The following is a 20,074-nucleotide window of genomic DNA, read 5'->3' on the forward strand; positions in this document are numbered from 1 at the left end:
CAGATGAAATATTACAGACTAACTATAACATTGATACTCGCTGCTCTTGTAACAGCCTTTGCACGCGCTCAGGTTGTTACGCAAGAGCGCATGGCGCAAATCTACGAAGAAGTAAAGACACCGTACAAGTACGGAATGGTTGTTGCGCCTGCCGACAATAAACACAAGATTGACTGCCCGACTGTTTTCCGCGAAGGAAAGAAGTGGCTTATGACATACGTCGTATATAACGGAAAGGGCGGAACCGACGGACGCGGATACGAAACATGGCTTGCCGAGAGCGACAATCTGCTTGAATGGCGCACCGTTGGCTGTATCCTGAAATATCGCGACGGCTTTTGGGACGCCAACCAGCGCGGCGGATTCCCCGGGCTATTGAACACAGACTGGGAAGGTAACGAAGAACTCGGCAAGTACAAGGGCAAGAACTGGATGACATACATCGGCGGCTCAGGAACTGGCTACGAAGCCGTTAATGCTCCGCTTTCCATAGGCTTGGCATGGACATCGAAGCCGATAGCCAATGGCGATGAATGGCAGTCGCTCGCGACACCTCTGCTTTCGTATAACGATGCCGATGCCCAGTGGTGGGAGGAACTCACTCAGTACAAAAGCACAATCTATTTCGACAAGAGCAAGAAACTCGGTGCGCCTTTCGTTATGTACTACAACGCTGGCGGAATCAATCCCGAAACAAAGTGGAAGGGCGAGCGCATCGGTATAGCCCTCAGCAAGGATATGAAGAAGTGGAAGCGTTTCGACGGGAATCCTGTATTCTCGCACGAGAGCAGCGGAACAATCACCGGTGATGCGCAGATAAAGAAGATTGGTGACCTCTACGTAATGTTCTACTTCTCGGCTTTCAATCCAACCAGAGCGTACAAGGCATACAACACCTTTGCGTGCAGTTACGACCTTGTTCATTGGTACGACTGGCTGGGCGACGACCTTATTTATCCGTCAAAGCCATACGACGAACTTTTTGCTCACAAGAGTTATGTGATAAAGCACAACGGCGTGGTCTATCACTTCTATTGCGCCGTAAACAATGCCGAGCAGCGCGGAATAGCCGTGGCAACGAGCAAGCCGATGGGCAAGAGCCGCGTTTCTTTTCCAGAGCCCGATGCCAAAGGCAGAAGAACCCTCATCAATCTGAAAGACAACTGGAGTACTTGTCTTCTCGACAACGACGGAAAGAAAATCGACAAGCAAGAATGGAAGAAGGTCAGCGTTCCGCACAACTGGGATACTTACGAAGGTGCGCGCCAGATGATTCACGGCAATCTTCATGGTTCAGCCGTTTATCGCACCGAGGTTGATGCGCCCGAGATTAAGCCTAATCAGCACGTGTTCATTAGGCTCGAAGGCGTAGGCAGTTACGGAACACTCTCGGTAAACGGCTCTAAGGTAGCCGAGCGTCAGCCGATGGGCCGCGTAACACACACTTACGAAATTAGCAAGTTCCTGAAGTCGGGCGCAAAGAACTCAGTCGAGATTCTGGCCGAACATCCTTCGGGAATAAAAGATATGCCTTGGGTTTGCGGCGGATGCTCTTCAGAATGGGGATTCAGCGAAGGCTCGCAGCCGCTCGGAATATTCCGCCCCGTTGTTATTGAGATAACCGACGAGGTCAGGGTAGAGCCGTTCGGCGTTCATGTGTGGAACACCGACAAGGCATCGGTCACTTCGGCAGATATTTTCGTCGAGACCGAGGTGAAGAATTACTCCTCTGCCGAGCAGAAAATTCAACTGATAAGCAAGATATGCAATGCCGACGGCGTTCAGAAGATGCGCCTTACCGACGAGGTCGTTCTTGCTCCCGGCGAGACGAAAACAGTAAGGCAGAAAGGCACGTTGGACAATCCGCAACTCTGGAGCGATGCCTCTCCATACTTATACAAGGCTGTCACCCTCGTAAAACGCAACGGAAAGACAACCGACGAGGAGAACACTACGTTTGGCGTCCGCACCATAAGTTGGCCGCTAACCAGAAAGGACGGCGACAAACGATTCATGATAAACGGCAAGCCCGTCTTCATTCACGGAGTTTGCGAATACGAGCATCTCTTTGGAATGAGTCATGCCTTTACGCCAGAGCAGGTAATGGCTCGCGTAAAGCAGATTACCGACCTTGGATTCAACGCGTTTCGCGATGCGCATCATCCGCACAACCTGCTCTATCAGCACGAATGGGACAAGCGTGGAATTGTGTGCTGGCCGCAGTTCAGCGCGCACATCTGGTACGATACTCCGGCTTTCCGCAACAACTTCAAGCAACTTTTGCGCCAGTGGGTTAAGGAACGCCGCAATTCGCCTTCGCTCGTGCTCTGGGGCTTGCAGAACGAGAGCACTCTGCCGCGCGATTTTGCTGCCGAGTGTTCAGAAATCATCCGTCAGATGGACCCAACCGCAACAAATATGCGACTGATTACGACTTGCAACGGCGGCGAGGGCACGGATTGGAACGTAATTCAGAACTGGAGCGGAACTTACGGCGGACATCCCGACAGGTACGATAAGGAACTGAAGAACGACAAGCAACTGCTGAATGGCGAGTACGGCGCATGGCGAACCCTCGACTTTCACGGTAGCGAGTCGCTCGATATAAAGGCTTATACCGAAGACCGCGCCTGCAATCTTCTCGAACTGAAGATGCGCAAGGCATGGTCGGCAAAAGATAGCGTCTGCGGACAATTCCAATGGATTTACAGCAGTCACGACAATCCCGGCCGTCGTCAGCCCGATGAGGCTCTGCGCCTTATAGACAAGGTTGGTCCGTACAACTACAAAGGCATCGTTACGCCGTGGGAAGAGCCGTCGGATATGTACTATCTCTACCGCGCCATTGGCGGCAAAGAGCCGATGGTTAGAATCATCAGCCTCGAAAAAGTTTATACAAACTGCGATTCCGTCAGACTGTATAACGATGTAGCTGAAAATGAATATCTTGCAACCGCAATAAAGAAAGAGGGCGAGTGCCGCGTGTCGTTCGGAAACATCGGCATACGTTATGGTATAGTCCGCGCTGTGGGCTATAAAAACGGCAAGCCAGCGGCAGAAGACATGATGATGGACTACGCAAAGTCCGAATCTCCGAAAATGTCGCTTCTTGCACAGGGCGACAGCCATCGCGAGGCGGTGAGCATCAAGGGCGAGGCTAATCAGAACTACATCTATCGCATAAACTGCGGCGGCGACGATTATACAGATGAGTATGGTCAGCTTTGGCATCAGGATAACAAGGCCGTTTCGCACTCGTGGGATGACCGTTTCGACGGACTTCAGCCTTATCTCGGAAGTCAGCGCACCATCTCTGCGCCAGTCAGAGGCACAAAGGATATGAAACTGATGCAGACGTTCCGCTTCGGACGCGAGCAGCTGTATTACGAATTCAAAGTCGGGGCAGATGCCGCCACAAACTATCGCATCGAGCTGTACATGATTGAGCCGTGGATAGGTAGGGGCGAGTCGTACACCGCCGACAAGGAAGGACTCCGTCTATTCGACGTGGCTGTGAACGACTCGGTAAAACTCCGTAACATCGACCTTTGGGCAGAACGAGGCTTTGCCGGACTCTGCAAGTTTGTTGTCTATTCTCGTGCCAAGGACGGAAAACTCCGCATCTCGTTCCCTCGCGTGGCGGTGGGCGAGGCTGTGATTTCAGCCATCGCAATTTCTGCCGATTCTTCTGCCGGAAACATCGAGACAACAAAACTCGAAGCCGACAAAAACTTCAGTTGGGCTGAGGCGGACAAACAGGTCTACGAGAAGATGCCGGAAAATCTTCTGCCTAAAGAAGACAACGTTCGTGCGCAAATGACCTACGAGGCCGAAGATGCCGCAGTAAAAGGCAAGAAGACGATAAAAGAGCACAAAAAGCAGAAGGGCGTATTCTTCGAGAAAGGCGGAAGCGGCTCTATAGTCTGGAACATCTCAACCGGACTGGCTCAGGAATACACTCTCCGGTTCAAGTACATGAATCAGAATGCCGAGCCGGCAAAGGCTCATGTGCGCATGATTGATGCCAAGGGCGTCGTTCTCTTTGAGCAGGACATGCTGCTGCCCGACACGCCTGCCAAGTGGAAGGTTGTAAACACCACCACAGGCTCGTTCATCAACGCCGGACACTACAAGATAGAACTTTCGGCAAAAGACACGAAGGGACTCGCCTTCGATGCATTGATTGTAGAGTAAAAGATTTTTTAGATATGAATATTAAGAAACTGTTTGTGAGTTGCGTTGTGGCTGGTTCGGCATTCGTTCCGGCTCTTGCGCAACTTGCGGATATCGAAGACCAGAACATTCTGCAACGCAATCGCGAGGCGGCGCGGGCTTCTTTCGTTCCTTTCGTTCAGCAGAACGGCGATTCGTTCGTCCTTCTTGACGGCGACTGGAAGTTCAACTGGATGCCGAGTGCCATTGGCGATGATGGCGGCGCATTCAAGTGGGGCGATGCTCCTTTCTGGGAGCAATGCTCGGCATGGAATACGATAAAAGTACCGGCAACATGGGAGGTTAGCGGATACGGCACGCCAATTTACGTCTCGGCAGGATATCCTTTCAGAATCAAGCCACCTTTCGTGATGGAAGAGCCGAAGGAAAGCTATACCACCTACAAGGAGCGAAATCCTACTGGACAGTATGTGCGCACGTTCAGCGTTCCGGTATCATGGAACGGCAGCCGCATTTCCGTCCGCTTCGAAGGCGTGGCAAGTGCTTTTCATCTTTGGATAAACGGCGAGATGGCAGGCTACAGCCAAGGTGCGATGGAGCCTGCCGAATTCGACATAACATCGCTCCTGAAGAGTGGCGAGAACACCATCGCTGTTCAGGTTTACAAGTACAGCGACGGTGCGTATCTCGAAGACCAGGATTTTTGGCGTCTTGCCGGAATACACCGCAGCGTATATCTTCTGCGCAATCCGCAACTAAGCATTGCCGATTATACAGTCCGCACCGAGGCGGCAGACAAGCAGTATCGCGATTTCACACTCAGCATCGACCCCGAACTTCGCCTTTCCGACGATACGCTCGATGTTTCCTCATACCGCCTTGCCGCCGTCCTTACAGATAACGGCAGAACCATCGCTACCGATACGGTTGGCGTTGCCGATGTGCTCGACCTCGAACACAAGGCCTCGCGCATGAACGAGTGGTTTCCGCAGCGAGGCTACCGAAAGTGGGGTAGAATGAAGATGCAGATTAAGAAGCCAAACCGATGGACGGCCGAGACTCCTTATCTGTACAAACTGCGCCTTACTTTGATTGATTCTGAAGGGAAGATCGTTCAGCAGGTTTTGCAGAACGTGGGCTTCCGCACGGTAGAGATTCGCGACGGATTGTTCCTCGTAAATGGTCGCCCGGTAAAGATGCGCGGCGTAAACCGTCATGAGCACGACCCTAAACTCGGCAGGGTGATGACCGAGGAGCGTATGCTTCAGGACATCAGACTGATGAAACAGGCTAATATCAACGCCGTGAGAACAAGCCATTATCCAGATTCTCCAAGATGGTACGAGTTGTGCGACAGTATCGGACTCTACGTCCTCGACGAGGCTGATTTGGAGACTCACGGACTGCGCGGAACTCTGGCAAGCGACCCAACATGGGCAGCCGCCTACATCGACCGCGTGAGCCGCATGGCTGAGCGCGACAAGAATCACCCGTCGGTGGTGATGTGGAGCCTTGGCAACGAGAGCGGATGGGGACCTAACTTTGCCGCCTGCGCTTCGTGGCTTCACAACTTCGACTCAACCCGCCCAGTTCATTACGAAGGGGCGCAAGGCTCCGACGGAAATCCCGACCCTCGCGAGGTTGATGTGATAAGCCGATTCTATCCGCGCGTGATGGACGACTATCTCAATCCGGGAGTGCCCGAAGGCGAGGACAAGGAACGCGCCGAGAATGCACGATGGGAGCGTCTGCTCGAGATTGCCAAGCGCAAGAACGACAACCGCCCTGTGTTGACAAGCGAGTATGCCCACGCAATGGGAAACGCAATGGGCAATCTGAATATGTATTGGGACGAGATTTACTCGCATCCGCGAATGTTGGGCGGATTCATCTGGGATTGGGTAGACCAAGGCATCTATCGCAAGCGCGACGACGGCAAGATTCAGGTCTGCTACGGAGGCGACTTCGGCGACAAGCCAAACCTGAAAGCCTTCTGCCTTAATGGCATCGTGATGTCCGACCGCGAACTCACACCGAAATATTACGAGGTTAAGAACGTCTATCAGCCTCTGACATTCAGATACAAGAGCAGCAACAAGCAGATTTCAGTCATCAACCGCCAGCATCACACGGGACTTGCTCCGTACAACATAAAGGTGCAGCTTTTGGTCGATGGCGCGGTAAAGGCCGAGAGCGCAGGCACTCTGTCAAAGACTCCGACCGATTCGCTCTACAACGTGAACACCGCCGTTTCCGACATCATCTCGCGCTTTGTTGGCAGCGGAAAGAACGTTCAGATAAACGTCTCAGCCTTGTTGAAGCAAGCCACTTCGTGGGCACCTGCCGGATTTGTGGTGGCATCGGCTCAGTTTGCCGTTCAAAACGATATTGCCGTGGCTCCGGTCGTAAAGTTGGCAGACGAGATGGTAGAGGCTTCGCGCGCCGACAGCATTATCAATATCAAATCGAAATCGTTTAACTATCAGATTCTTAACAACGGAACATTCCGCAGCCTTACCCAGCAGGGCGATGAGATTTTCTGCGGTGGCAGACTGTCTGTTTCGCGAGCATCTACCGACAACGACAAGGGCTTTGGCAACTGGCTCGACAAGGAGTGGAAGAAGAACAACCTGTTCGATGCTCCGCTTGCTGGCGAGATTATAAGTTGGCAGCAGATGGCAGACGGCAACGTAGTAGTAATTGTGCGCCAGACGTCGAAACTTGCCAGCGGCTCGGTTGTTGCAAACATAAAATACACCATCGATACAAAGGGCTGCGTAGATGTTCAGAGTCACTTCACGACCGAAGGCTCTGTTCCGGCTCTTCCGCGATATGCTTTGCGATGGAAGTTCAGCAATCAGTACAAGAACATCAGTTATTACGCCCGCGGAAGTCACGACAGTTATCCCGACAGAAAGCAGTCGGCCTTCGTCGGACTTTACAACAGCTCGGTGACGGCTCAGTACACACACTATCCGCGTCCGCAGGATAACGGAAACCACGAGGACGCAAGTTATCTCATCTTGAAGAAGAACGCCAAAGACAAGAGCGGCATCACCATTCAGGCAGTCGAGAAACAGTTCTCGTTCTCAGCCCTGCCGTTCAGCACCGAGGAGTTGCTTGCCTGCACGCACGATTGCGACCTTCCGGAATCGTCAGCCACATGGGTCGAGACCAACGCCGCCGTTATGGGACTTGGCAACAGCAGTTGCGGCCCGGGTGTCTTAAAGCAGTTTGCCCCAACCGAGGGCGACTATCGTCTACATTTGAAACTTTATACACGATAAACAGAAAACAGTAATGATAAACAGAAAATCTTTAGTCGGAATCCTTGCCCTCGCGCTCTCTTCGGCAGCGTGGGCAGGCATTCCGCCAACAACTCAGGTTCAGTATCTTAGCGGCCACGGCTGCGACGATATGGTTCAGTGGGACTTTAAGTGCTCGGGCGGAAACAACTCGGGCAAGTGGACAAAAATAGGAGTTCCTTCGTGCTGGGAGTGTCAGGGCTTCGGAACATTCCAGTACGGAATGAAGTTCTACGGAAAGGCCTTTCCCGAAGGCATAGCCGACGAGAAGGGCGAATACAAGTACGAGTTCAACCTACCTGCCGAGTGGAACGGCAAGGAAATATATCTGGTGTTCGAGGCTGCCATGACCGACTGCAAGGCGCAGATTAACGGCCGAAAGGCAGTTGGCTTGCATCAGGGCGGATTCTACCGCTTTACAGCCGATGTTACCGACCGCGTATTCTTCGGTTCAAAGAAAAATGTGCTCACCGTTCAGGTTAGCAAGGAGAGCGAGAACGCCGGCGTAAACCTCTCGGAGCGTCGTGCCGACTACTGGAACTTTGGCGGACTTATTCGCCCTGTTTTCATGGTGGCTCGCCCGGCTCTCAATATCCATCAGATTTCTATTGATGCCAAGGCCGACGGACACTTTACCGCCATCTGCGAACTTAACCGCGCTCTTGAAGGTGCAAAGATACGCACCGAGATTTTTGACATGAATGGCAAGAAGATGGGCAGCAACGAAACTGCCGTGAGAGGCGGAAGCGACCGCTGCGATGTAGATTTCAGCGTGAAGGGCATAAGCCAATGGAGTGCCGAGAAGCCCGTAAGATACGAGGCCCGATTCACACTTATTGATAAAAACGGAAAAGAACTGCATCTTGAGAAAGAGAAGTTCGGCTTCCGCACCATCGAGGTTCGTGCCAACGACGGACTTTACATCAACGGCATGAAGATGAAGGTGCGCGGAGTGAACCGACACAGTTTCCGTCCTGAGAGCGGTCGCACGCTCAGCAAGGCAAAGAACATCGAGGATGTCGTCCTCATCAAGAGCATGAACATGAATGCCGTTCGTCTGAGCCATTATCCTGCCGACCCTGAATTTCTCGATGCCTGCGATTCGCTCGGACTGTATGTAATGAGTGAACTGACTGGCTGGCATGGTCATCACGAGACAGCCGTGGGCAAGATTCTTGTAAAAGAGATGGTTACGCGCGATGTGAACCATCCTTCGGTGATATGGTGGAGCAACGGAAACGAAAAAGGCTGGAACGACGAGCTTAACGGCGAGTTCCATCTCTACGACCCTCAGAAGCGTCCCGTAATCCATCCGCAGGGCAACTTCGGAGGCTTTGAGACGATGCACTACCGTTCTTACGGCGAGACGCAGAACTATCTTCGCAAGCCCGAAATATTCATGCCTACGGAGTTCCTTCACGGTTTGTACGACGGTGGCCACGGAGCAGGTCTCGACGACTATTGGAAGATGATGTACAAGCATCCCCGTTGTGCCGGAGGCTTCCTTTGGGCGTTGGTTGACGAGGGCGTTAAGCGCGTTGACATGAACGGCTTCATCGACAACGTGGGCAGTTATGGATGCGACGGTCTTGTAGGTCCTCATTACGAGAAAGAGGGCAGTTACTATACTGTAAAAGAAATATGGTGTCCTGTTCAGATTGCGGTCGAAAACGGCATCATCAATATCGAAAACCGATACGATTTTACCAATCTTAACGAGTGCAAGTTCAAGTGGCAATGGGTTAAGTTTGCCGCTCAGAACGGCAAGGCAAAGAACGGTGAGTTCACCGTTGTCAAGGGCGGCGAACTGAAGGGGCCGGATGTTGCGCCTCATTCATCGGGCTCGCTCAAGCTTCCTGTAGACAAATGCGATGGGGCAGAGGCTCTCTATATCACGGCATCAGACCAATACGGAAACGAACTCTTCACTTGGAGTTATCCTGTCAAGAGCCAGCCGTGGATTGCCGGAAAGTCGGGCGCAAAGGCGCAGGCTTCCGAGGCTGATACAATTCTTACGGTAAAGGCTGGCGATGCCGAATATTCGTTCAGCAAGAATAACGGCTATCTCTTGGGTGTTAAGGCTGGCGGAAAGTCGTTCAGTTTCTCAAACGGTCCTCGTGCCGTTGTTGTGCGCCGCGAAGACCGTTCTATGGACCAGTTCTACAACCACGACGACAAGGACGCAAAGCAGAAGGAGCGTCTGTATGAACTCTTCCCAGAGGCTGCACAGTTTGTAGGCTTCCTGAAGGAGGAGAGTGGCGACAGCCTTGTTGTTACGGCTCAGTACCGACTCGGAAACATCGACAAGGCTCGCTGGGCATTTGCGCCAGACGGCTCGGTAAATCTTCAGTACACATACAACTTTAGCGGAGTTGTGGATATGATGGGCATCGCCTTCGACTATCCCGAGACAAAAGTCAAGAGCAAGTCGTGGGTTGGAAGCGGTCCTTACCGCGTTTATCAGAACCGCATAAAGGGCACACAATACGGCTATTGGCAGAACGACTATAACGACCCAATTCCGGGTGAGTCGTTCACATATCCAGAGTTCAAGGGATATTTCGATAACGTTGATTGGATGAACATCGAAACAGCCGAAGGCACAATCTGCCTGAAGAACAACACACCAGACGTATACATCGGCGTATATCAGCCACGCGACGGTCGCGACCGCCAGTTGTGGACATTCCCTGAAACTGGAATCTCGGTGCTCAACGTTATTGCGCCAGCCCGAAACAAGGTCAATTCAACCGACTTGTGCGGCCCTCAGTCGCAGGCAAAGTGGGTTGACGGTCCGGTAAACGGAAACATAACATTAAAGTTCAAATAAGAATCCCACTTTTTGGGGTTGGGTTTCGCGCCTTGATTGCCTTTCGGCTTTCAAGGCGTTTTTCTTAATTCAAAATTCATAATTGATAATTGGAGTAAGTTGAAAATTCTGAACCGATAGATAACTTTGGACTTGTAACGGACAATTTCGTCAGAAATTGTCCGAACGTCGTAGGAACGTCGTAGGAACGTCGTAGGAACGTCGTAGGAACGTCGTAGGAACGTCGTAGGAACGTCGTAGGAACGTCGTAGGAACGTGGTGGGAAGGTAGAAGGAAGATATACGCAAGGTATACGCAAGGTATACGATGGGTAGTTGAAATTCTGAATAGGATTTGCATCTTGATTGAAAGAGAATTTTGTTTGGATAACATATTTCTTCCGAAATTCCTCTTGTTTGGAAGAAATATATTACATTTGCAGCATGAATGAGGATTCAAGAGAAACATACCATACTGAAGAATACGACGAGTACTACGCTTGCCTTGATGCAAAAACGCAGGCTAAGTTCGATTATGTTGAATCTATTATAAAGAATCAGTATGTTGTAAACAAAAAGTTTGTAAAGAATCTCGAAGGCACGGAGTTCTATGAAGCAAGAGTATCAGTTGGAACCAATGAACATCGCACTATACTTTTCGCTATCGATTCTCGTTCATTTATAGAAAGTAGACGGGTGCTTTTTTTGAATTCGTTTCTAAAAAAAAGTACCAAACAATATAAAAGTGAGATTGAAAATGCAAGAAGAATTTTGAATAAATATGTTTAGGAGGAAAGGAAAATGATAAAACTTGACGAAAAGAAATTGGCTAAGCTGAATAATGGCTCAAAGCATCTGACTGAGAAATATGGAGAGAAGGGGTCTCCAAGTCGCGAGGAATTCGAGGCAAAAGCCAAGGCTTGGTATTATGCCGAATTGTTGCGCGACGAACGCAAGCGTCAGAAACTTACACAGCAGCAATTAGGAGAGCGTATAGGAAAGAAACGCGAATATATCTCGGCTCTTGAACAAGGACAGACCGACATGCAACTTTCGACATTCATGCTTATTGCAAATGCGCTTGGACTTAAGTTCTCGTTGGTTGTTGACTGATTGCTTTTGCTTTACGCGTGGCTAAGATAAATCTAAATAACACATAAAATGAAGAACATCATAATACTTGTCTTGTCTATTGTGCTTATGGCATCGTGTGCAAGTTCTAACCGTCTGACAACTCGGATTAGATATGCCAACAGAGACAGCAAACATCGCTTTTATGGAAGCGATAAGCATTACGATGCCCATTATAGTCGTTCCCCAGAAGGGAAAAGAGACAGAGAGCAAGTGTTTTATGTCGTAGATACAATAAAGATTACCGACCCTCTGATTATCAGCGAAAAGGGTAATATGTTTGTGCTGTCGCAGTCGGCTTACGAAAAGAATCCCAAAAACATCAAAAAACTTTACAGAGAAACAGATGTCTATATTGTTTGTGTGGACGAATCAGACTTTTACGATTTCTTGTCTTCAAAGCACAAGGCACGTTATCGAACCTTTCATGAACAATTCTATTCAGAAACAGAATCAGTTACAATAAACGGCAAGCAATGTTATAAGTTTAAATCGCCAGATGTGTCTTTTGTCTTAGGCTTGATAAAGGTTGGTTTCTTTAATGTCCGAATGACCCAATCGTGTGGCGATTGGTACAGACTTTATAACCGCCAATATATGAACTCTTATTACCGAATTGTCTTCCCGATTCTGAAAAAGAATAGATGTTCACTTTTTTTCTCTAATCAACTCTAAGCCAACAGATAAACCGCATACAAAGCGGCGGCAATAAGAGCCAGCAAGCTAACGAAAGAGATGATGACTGTCAGCATCATATAGACCAAAACACGGCGCTTCGAATAGCCCGTCAACTGCTTCAGCGTGATGAGAATCATCATAATTGCCATCAGCTTTAGTATTCTTGAGCTTAACAGATGCCCCGCTATCGAAAAAATGCTGTACGAGTTGGATATATACACAAGCGCCACCACAAACTCCGAGAACCTTAGCCGCTCGATATTTGGTGTGGTGCGAAAGAAAAAGAACATAGGTACCGACAGCAGAATCATAGTGAACAGATGCGACACCGTAGGGTTCGACTTGTAGAACTCGAAGAAAGCCGAGGTGTAGTGCCTCAATCCCTTCAACACCTTCTGGTTGTTTTTTATCGATATTACTACGTCGCTATTAGGGTCGATGCCTTCTTCTTGCAGAATCTTCTTCGACTCGTTATCGTCTATCATCACCTCTATTGCCGACTCTTCCTTGTGCTTCTTGTCAGGCACGAATCCCGATTCAACCAACAGCGACACGGTTGCCATAATAAAGAACATCTCGAACGGCGGAAAATATGCCGAGTGCATACCTCTCAGATAGTCGCGAATCATGTAGCCCGGTCGCAGGATAAGGTCGCGTATGCTGCGGAACATACTTCGGTTTCCAAAGCCCCACACGTTAAGAAACAACTGTATGGTGTTGGTAAACGAGAACTGTCCAATGCCGGCCGACTGACCGCAGCGTGGGCAGTAGTTGCCCACGAATGTCGTGCTGCACGATGCACACTCGTGGCTCTCGTCCGACATCGGGTCTACTCTGTGTGGCCGGTGCTGCCAGATGCGGAATGAGCGCAGCCAGATGCCTCGCTTGCGCTTGTTTAAAACGTATGATGTTGCGCTTGTCAGTTTGCTGATGCTTATCGGTATTGCTCTCATTTTTTTGCTGTAGATGTCTGCGTTATTATGTCATGCTTTGGCGTGTATGTGCCATAATTGAGTGGCAAAAATACAAAATACATTTGTTTCAAGGCAGAAAAGTGGCTTGAAAAAGATTGCCTGAAGATGATTTTAGTCAAATAGGCACGAAATGGACATAAACAAAAAACTGGCAGAAACCAAAGGCTCTGCCAGTCTCGTATATAATCACAAATTCTTATTCAGTTTAGAAAACCCATCCAAGGTGGAGTGCAGGCTCTGAGTAGAAGCCAATAGAACTGTTGCTCCAGTTGGTTTCGTGTTTTTCTGTTTTGTTTTCATATTTCACTTCATAATCCTTGGTTGCGCGTCTGGTGAATGACAAACCGAACTCAGCACCTACATAAAGCTTCTTGTAGATGAAGAAGTTTGCACCAGTGAAAGCGCTGAGGCTGAATATAGTAGAGCAATTGTCGTAATTGCTATCTCCCATAGTCCAGCCAGTTCCAAGACAAACGCCCGAAATTTCTGTGTCGCCAAGTTTTGCACCTCCGAATGTAGTCTCGATGCCAAGCTGACCACCTGCGTACAAGTCAAGACGACCAACTGAAGCAAAGTGATTTTCAATACCCAAGTCGATAGAGAATGAACCAGAGTACTTGCTTACGTCTTTTTTCTCAATCTTGTCAGATGAACTGCTGTATCCGAATCCGAGGTTTACACGAGCGGCGTTCTTGTCATTGAAGAAGTATCTTGCGTTGATAGAACCGCCATTCAACTTGATTGTGTTGAAACTGTTTGAGAATGGGTTAAAGCCAACCTCTACTGCGATATCGCCTTCCTCAGCCTCATATTGTGCGTTTGCGCATAGAGAAAATACTGCAACAAGTGCAGAAAGAATAATTCTTTTCATGTTTTAGTTTTAATGTTTTTCCTACTCTAATTCAATTGAAAATGTTCAACGGTAACGGGTTTTCGGAATCCCCTCGTCCGCCAATTGCGGTGCAAAAATAATCCACAAAATCTAACCGACAAAATTTTCTTGTTATAAAAATCTCTTTTTTTACTCAAAACTGTTTTATATTTCTTAATGATGAATCTGCAATAATTAACAAATTTAAAAATTTGAATATCCGAACCATTTGTTTGTATATTGTTTTGTGCGACAATAGCAAGGGGGTAGTAAGGGGATAGCAAGGGGATAGCAAGGGGTAAGGTTCGAGTGAGGTAGGTAATTCAAAATTCACAATTCATAATTCAAAATTTACAATTCGGGAAACTTGAAATTTGAAAATTGAAAAAGTCCTTTGCTTCTGCCTAATTTCCGCGCTCGATTTTCAGCCAGCGACCAGAGTTCGGTCGCGAAATTTCGGTAGCATGAAAAGACGCGAGTTATGCGTAATCTGGCAGCTTTTGATGTATGTGCAAAGCAAAAATCTCTATTGAGAACAGAAATCTTACTTTTTACTTGCAAATGTACTATTTTTTTTTTTTTTTTGTACCAACTTTGCGGCTTTTGCTATGAAAAAATAGGAATGTAAAGCACAAGGTTATACTCTTGTAAATAGTTGGATAATAAAAAAATATGAACAAAGATGTAATCACAAATCTTAAGAAAATGATCGACGTAAACACGCCGGTCATCTACATACACGACTACGATTTTACCCGAGTCGATTTCATACTCAAGGAAACTTTGGGTCCAGAGACCGAGATTCGCGAGTGGTCGCCAGCTTTTGGCTACCAGCAGATAAAGCAGATAAAATTAGACGATGAACTTAATCTTTTTAGAGATGAATTCGCGGCAGGCAAGGATGCAACGCTAAATGATGTGCTTAACACTTTGTTGTCGGAAGAATACTTGAAAGAGCCAACTTATCTTCTTCTGCGTGATATTCACGAACTTATCGACGACATTGAAACAAAGTCGCTGATACAGATGCTTGCTCAACGAAAGCTCTACGACTTGGATTTCGACCTTACGATTATCATCAACTCGTCGTTGCTTTATGTGCCGAAGGAGATAGAAAAATACGTTTCATTCCTCGAAATTCCGTATCCTACCGACGATGAAATAAAGATGCTGATAAAACAGCATGTCGACACCAACGGCTACAATAAGGAATTTAAGGACGAGCACATCAAGAACCTTATGCCGTCGCTGAAGGGTATGACTCTTTTCGAGATAGACCGAATGTTGGATATGGCTATGAGCTCGGGCGGTACGCTTACCGACGAGGACAAGGAGATGATTCTTCGCCACAAAAAACAGATGGTAAAGAAGTCGGGAATACTTGAACTCGTTGATTCTCCCGAGAAAATAAGTAGCATTGGCGGTCTCGAAAATCTGAAGAAATATCTCGAAAAGAAATCGAAGATAATAAAGAATATTGGCGAGGCAATAAATGCCGGCGTTACTGTGCCAAAAGGCGTTTTCATTGTCGGAATGCCCGGCTGCGGAAAATCGCTCTGCGCCAAGGCTACGGCAGCACTTTTCGAGTGTCCGTTGCTGAAACTCGATATGGGCTCGCTTATGGGCAAGTATCAGGGCGAGAGCGAGAAAAACCTGCGACAGGCAATAAAAATTGCCGAGGCTGCCGCACCGTGCATTTTGTGGATTGACGAGATTGAAAAGGCGTTTACTGGTGTAGGCGGTAGCGAAGTCCTTACGCGAATGTTCGGATATTTCCTTTCGTGGATGCAGGAGAAGACATCGAGCGTGTATGTTCTTGCTACAGCCAACAATGCTGCCAACCTTCCGCCCGAACTGAAGCGAAAGGGCAGATTCGACGAGATTTTCTGCGTAAAATTGCCCGAAGATAAGGAGCGCAAGCAGATTTTCGAAGTGCATCTGAAAAAACGCAAGAAAGAAGGCATAAACATATCTGATGCTTTGATTGAGGCGACCAAGGGCTTCAATGGCGCGGATATCGAATCGGTCGTGAATGAGGCTGTCGAGGACTGCTTTGTAAACAAGAAGGATCTAACCGACAAAATTTTGTTGGATATAGCAGAAAATACCGTTTCCATTTCAAAATCGTGCCAAAAGCAGATTAAGGATATGGATGAGATATTTGAGGAATCTAAATTTAAAACCGCATAAGTATGGAAGTAAATCAAGAGAAATTGAGTGAGATTCTGAACGATTTTCTAAAAGGCTTCGAAGAAGCACAGAAACAGAATCCGAATATCGACGTAGACCAGTATCTTGCCGAGAAAGTTGCTCAGTATGGCATTGACGGACTGCAAGAGGAGGTTAAAACCTCGTCGGAATTCATAGACGAACTCGACCGCAATACTGCAAAGGTACTCGAAGACACCAAGAAAATGCGCCTTGACAGTTGGATGGAAAAGAACATCTACGAGAATATTCCGGAGAAAGACCGCGAGGAGGTTGCAAATGGATTGAAGACAGCCGCAGAAGTTATATTAGAAGAATCAACTAAAGAATATAAGGAGGAAATGTAATGTTTGAATATACTACTTTTAAGGATGTTTTTAGTCTTCTAAAAAGCGCATCGGATATACGCGAAAGCGTAAATACTACTATTTTAGCCAAGAAGGCGGAAGTTTTTGATAAGATTAAAATGGTAAGAGAATCACAGGTAGTAAAAGACTACCTTGAAGGTGATATCACAGGCAACACCGCAGCAAAGAAACTTACTGCCGCTGCACTTGCTGTTGCCAACAAAAAAGGGTATATAAAGTTGCCCGAAAAATACTCAAATCCAGAGTCTATTGCCACAATATCTGATAAGGCATGGGATACAATTAAACTCGGGCATGATGTAGCCACAGGCAAAACAACTGCCGACACAGCTGCCGACTATATTGTAAAGAAAGGGGCAGCAATGTTAAAGACGGTTGCTGACAAAGTTATAACTCCTGCTATTGAAAAAGGAAAGGCTGTTGTTGCAAAAGCTATTACTTCTGCAATTACAGCCGTGTATCCGCCAGCAGTTGCTCTTGCACCAGTAGTGTATACTACGGTAAATTATGTTGGCGAGGGAGTTAAACAGTTTGTTCATAAGGGTATAGATAAAGTCGCTAAAGCCGCAACGCCAATACTCAAGAAAGCCATAACAACGGTAAAGAGTGGTTGGGAGAAACTGAAAAATTGGTTTAAAAGAAAAGTTTCGCCTTATAATATTGAAGATTTAGTAATAAAATGAGATACATCAACAAATCAAAGCCCATAAGGTTTAGTCTCCTTGTTGGTGGAAAGGAGTGCCTTGTCGTAGAGGATGTGAAGAAAAACTTCAATCTAAGTGACCTTTACGACAGCCTTATTAATCAAAACCTTGCGAAGTGGCTTTCGCAGATAGGCAAAACGGATTTGCTCGAAAAGATAGAGAGCATTTCCAAAACCGATATGCTTACGCAAAAGATAGGTCTATACAATCTCTTTGCGCCCAACAAACTGTCGTCAGATTCGCCAAACATAGGTACGGTCAAGGAACTTCTTGTTAAATGTTGTATCACGTTCGATGATTTAAAAGGTACACAGTATGCAAGGAATATTGAGTTAAAGAAAACCGCAATCGAAAATGTTGACGATGAAATAATTAACCGTTGGTGCGAATCTGATTTGGAACTTCTGAAGTATGTATATTCAAAGAAATCGTACAATGTTCTTAACGAACGAAATAGCAGAACGCTAATAGATAAGAAAATTGTCACCGATAAGAACTTGATACTAAAAATTGCTGTAGATAAGAATCTTAACGATATCTTAGAACGCAACTGTGAATATGATATAAGGGTCGGCGATACAGTCTTTGAGATGATTTGTGTAAAGGGGTGTTATGGTGGCGACTTCTACATTGGCAAATATCCTGTTACACAAAAGCAATGGAAAACGGTGATGGAATATAATCCTTCTTGTTTTACTCTTGGTGGTTATAATTTGCCAGTCGAAAATGTATCAGTGGATGACTGCCAAAGGTTCATCAATAAACTAAACATGATGACTGGGGAAAAATTTCGTTTGCCGGAAATCGAAGAGTGGAGGTATGCCGAAAAAGGAGGAAACAAAAGAAGTGGCTTTAAATATAGTGGCAGTAATAGTATAACTGAGGTGGGGTGGAACTGTAGCAATTCGCGCGGAGAAACTCACACTGTAGGGCAGAAGAAACCAAACGAGCTTGGCATTTATGATATGTCTGGCAATGTAAGAGAGTTATGTAAGGATAGTAAATTTGGTGGTTATTTTTCGTGTGGTGGTTCTTACGACGATTATGCAGAGAATTGTTTGATTTCTCATAGTGTAAATCCCAATTCGAGACGTGATAATCAAGGTTTACGCCTTGCACTAAGTCTATAAAACTAAAACAGCCATTTCGATGGTGAAAACTATCGAAATGGCTGTTTTTATTTATTGTTACTGCTGTACTCTTGCGTTTCTCAGTAGCCAGCGACCAGATATCGGTCGCGAAAATTCGCCTTAATAGCAAAATCAGCAAATTTTCGACAGACTATTCGTAGTACTTTTGGCGTTTTAGCCATAGTTTGAAAATGGAATCGTTGATGGCTACCGTCTGTCCGTCTATGTCTATCAAATCCTTTTTTTGCAACGATTTTTTTACCGACTGAATGTTGGGGGACGATATCAGACGGTATTTCTTTATCACGTCCTTGCGGCTGAAGCCTGCCGATATTCCGTCGGCTACGGCTCTCAGAAAATTTACTTGCAGTTCCGACAGCTGTTCAACCTCCCTTTGGTAAAACACCTTGTTCTGCTCCAAAAGGTCATCTATCGCTCCGCTTATGTCGCTGTCTGTAACGGTATTGTCGCATTTGTACCACACCAGCCACGACAAATGTTGAACGTACGACGACAGATTCTCGGTTGCCTCGCATATCGTGGCGGCTTGTTTGGCTGTTATGCTCTTGCCGCTGTCGTTGAATTTCTTGCAGATGAAATCAACCCACTCCTCGGTGTCTATTTTCTTCAGAAACATCATGTCGCCAAACTTGTAGAAAGGCATGCTCTTGTCGTTGAAGATGTTCTCCATCAGATGTTTCTTACTTCCAAACATGCAGTAGGTAACGTTCTGCTGATGCTGCCACACCGAGCGCAGCTTCTTCTGGAAGGTAACGGCATCCGAGAAGTCGGCAATCTGCTGAAACTCATCGAGGCACACCACAATCCTTATGCCTTTCTTCTGCGCAATCTTCTCGGGCAGTTGCAGAATGTCGGTTTCCGTATCGTCTTGCGGATTCCACTCAAACGAGAGCGAGAAGTCGTTCATCGGGTCTGAGCCGAACGAGAATTTCGGCGAGATGTTAGACAGAAATGTCCTTGCCATCTCTACCCATTCTTCGAGTTTCGAAGAGGTCTGCTTTATTACAGCCGATGCAAAGGAATGATAGAATTCGTACTCCGACTTGCATTGAAAGATGTCGATGAAAACGCATTTTATCTCTGTGCCCGAAGTGCTTGTACGGCTCTTGCCAATGTCGCCGATAACCTTTTTTACGAGCGATGTCTTTCCCCAACGGCGCGGCGAGATAAGAATTGTGCTTATGCCGTGCGTAAGGTTAGCGGTGAGGCGCTTGGCGTCTTCCGTTCGGTCTGTAAAATAAGAGCCTTCGGCAGCCTTGCCAAAGACAAAAGGATTCTCTTTAGCCATATTAGTTACTTTGTTGCTGCAAATATAAGTAATAACTCTATTAGTAACAAACTTATTACTAAGAATGTTGTTACTAATGAAGTTCATTCATAATTCACAATTCAAATTGACAAATTGGAGAGAAGCTTGAGAATTGAATTTTGAAAGTTGAAAAAACTATCAATGAAGGGGAAGATACGGAGATGTTACGTTCTGGTAAGCCGATAGCAAGGGGATAGTAAGCCGGAAGTAAGCCTGAAGTTTCGTTCAGGGTACGTTCAAGGTACGGGGAAGTAAGCCGGTAGGAACGGGGTAGCTACGGGGTAGGAACGGAGTAGCTACGGGGAAGGTTCGGACAAGCAAGCCAAATAATAATCGACAATTAAAATTGAAAACTTGAAATTTGAAAAAGTCGTGGTTTCTGTGCGGATTCGGG

13 protein-coding genes are annotated in these 20,074 nt (G+C 47.1%); 10 read left to right on the forward strand and 3 right to left on the reverse strand.

The window, feature by feature from the left end; all coding sequences use genetic code 11:
* The first annotated feature begins 3 nt into the window (after positions 1-3).
* From T538_RS0100655 to T538_RS0100680, 6 genes are all read left to right on the forward strand, one after another.
* A complete protein-coding gene (locus T538_RS0100655; RefSeq protein WP_031531662.1) occupies positions 4-4,194 on the forward strand; it encodes a beta-d-glucuronidase/beta-L-arabinofuranosidase in 4,191 nt (1,396 codons plus the stop codon).
* Positions 4,195-4,208: 14 nt separating this feature from the next.
* Positions 4,209-7,460 (forward strand): glycoside hydrolase family 2 TIM barrel-domain containing protein, encoded by a 3,252-nt coding sequence (locus tag T538_RS0100660; RefSeq protein WP_031531663.1) that lies wholly within the window; start codon positions 4,209-4,211, stop codon positions 7,458-7,460.
* Between the two features lie 13 nt (positions 7,461-7,473).
* Entirely contained in the window at positions 7,474-10,308 is a 2,835-nt protein-coding gene (locus tag T538_RS0100665) for a glycoside hydrolase family 2 (protein WP_031531666.1), read from the forward strand.
* 422 nt (positions 10,309-10,730) lie between these two features.
* On the forward strand, positions 10,731-11,075 hold the full coding sequence (locus T538_RS0100670) for a type II toxin-antitoxin system RelE/ParE family toxin (protein WP_031531667.1): 345 nt from the start codon (positions 10,731-10,733) through the stop codon (positions 11,073-11,075).
* A 12-nt stretch (positions 11,076-11,087) separates the two neighbouring features.
* Positions 11,088-11,399, forward strand: coding sequence for a helix-turn-helix domain-containing protein (locus tag T538_RS0100675; protein ID WP_031531668.1), 312 nt, complete (start codon positions 11,088-11,090; stop codon positions 11,397-11,399).
* 48 nt (positions 11,400-11,447) lie between these two features.
* Positions 11,448-12,092 (forward strand): hypothetical protein, encoded by a 645-nt coding sequence (locus tag T538_RS0100680; RefSeq protein ID WP_031540339.1) that lies wholly within the window; start codon positions 11,448-11,450, stop codon positions 12,090-12,092.
* On the opposite strand, the gene T538_RS0100685 is transcribed toward T538_RS0100680, so the two are convergent.
* Positions 12,089-13,048 (reverse strand): DUF3667 domain-containing protein, encoded by a 960-nt coding sequence (locus T538_RS0100685; RefSeq protein ID WP_031531671.1) that lies wholly within the window; start codon positions 13,046-13,048, stop codon positions 12,089-12,091. The genes T538_RS0100680 and T538_RS0100685 overlap by 4 nt on opposite strands.
* 226 nt (positions 13,049-13,274) lie before the next feature.
* The gene (locus T538_RS0100695; RefSeq protein WP_031531672.1) at positions 13,275-13,940 is read right to left on the reverse strand and encodes an outer membrane beta-barrel protein; all 666 of its coding nucleotides are present in this window, start codon (positions 13,938-13,940) and stop codon (positions 13,275-13,277) included.
* Positions 13,941-14,612: 672 nt separating this feature from the next.
* On the opposite strand from T538_RS0100695, the gene T538_RS0100700 reads away from it, so the two are divergent.
* The 4 genes from T538_RS0100700 to T538_RS18730 are packed head-to-tail and all read left to right on the forward strand — an operon-like array spanning position 14,613 to position 18,350.
* On the forward strand, positions 14,613-16,130 hold the full coding sequence (locus tag T538_RS0100700) for an AAA family ATPase (protein WP_031531673.1): 1,518 nt from the start codon (positions 14,613-14,615) through the stop codon (positions 16,128-16,130).
* 2 nt (positions 16,131-16,132) lie between these two features.
* Positions 16,133-16,495, forward strand: coding sequence for a hypothetical protein (locus T538_RS0100705; protein ID WP_031531675.1), 363 nt, complete (start codon positions 16,133-16,135; stop codon positions 16,493-16,495).
* Positions 16,495-17,199 (forward strand): hypothetical protein, encoded by a 705-nt coding sequence (locus T538_RS0100710; RefSeq protein ID WP_031531676.1) that lies wholly within the window; start codon positions 16,495-16,497, stop codon positions 17,197-17,199. Before T538_RS0100705 ends, T538_RS0100710 begins: the two co-directional genes overlap by 1 nt.
* Positions 17,196-18,350, forward strand: a complete 1,155-nt coding sequence (locus T538_RS18730; RefSeq protein ID WP_051655773.1) for a formylglycine-generating enzyme family protein — start codon at positions 17,196-17,198, stop codon at positions 18,348-18,350. The genes T538_RS0100710 and T538_RS18730 overlap by 4 nt, the downstream gene beginning before the upstream one ends.
* A gap of 151 nt (positions 18,351-18,501) precedes the next feature.
* On the opposite strand, the gene T538_RS0100720 is transcribed toward T538_RS18730, so the two are convergent.
* On the reverse strand, positions 18,502-19,659 hold the full coding sequence (locus T538_RS0100720) for an AAA family ATPase (RefSeq protein ID WP_031531678.1): 1,158 nt from the start codon (positions 19,657-19,659) through the stop codon (positions 18,502-18,504).
* Positions 19,660-20,074 lie beyond the last annotated feature (415 nt).

The sequence above is a fragment of the Bacteroides sp. Ga6A2 genome (genome assembly GCF_000702225.1).
Classification (GTDB): Bacteria; Bacteroidota; Bacteroidia; order Bacteroidales; family Bacteroidaceae; genus Ga6A1.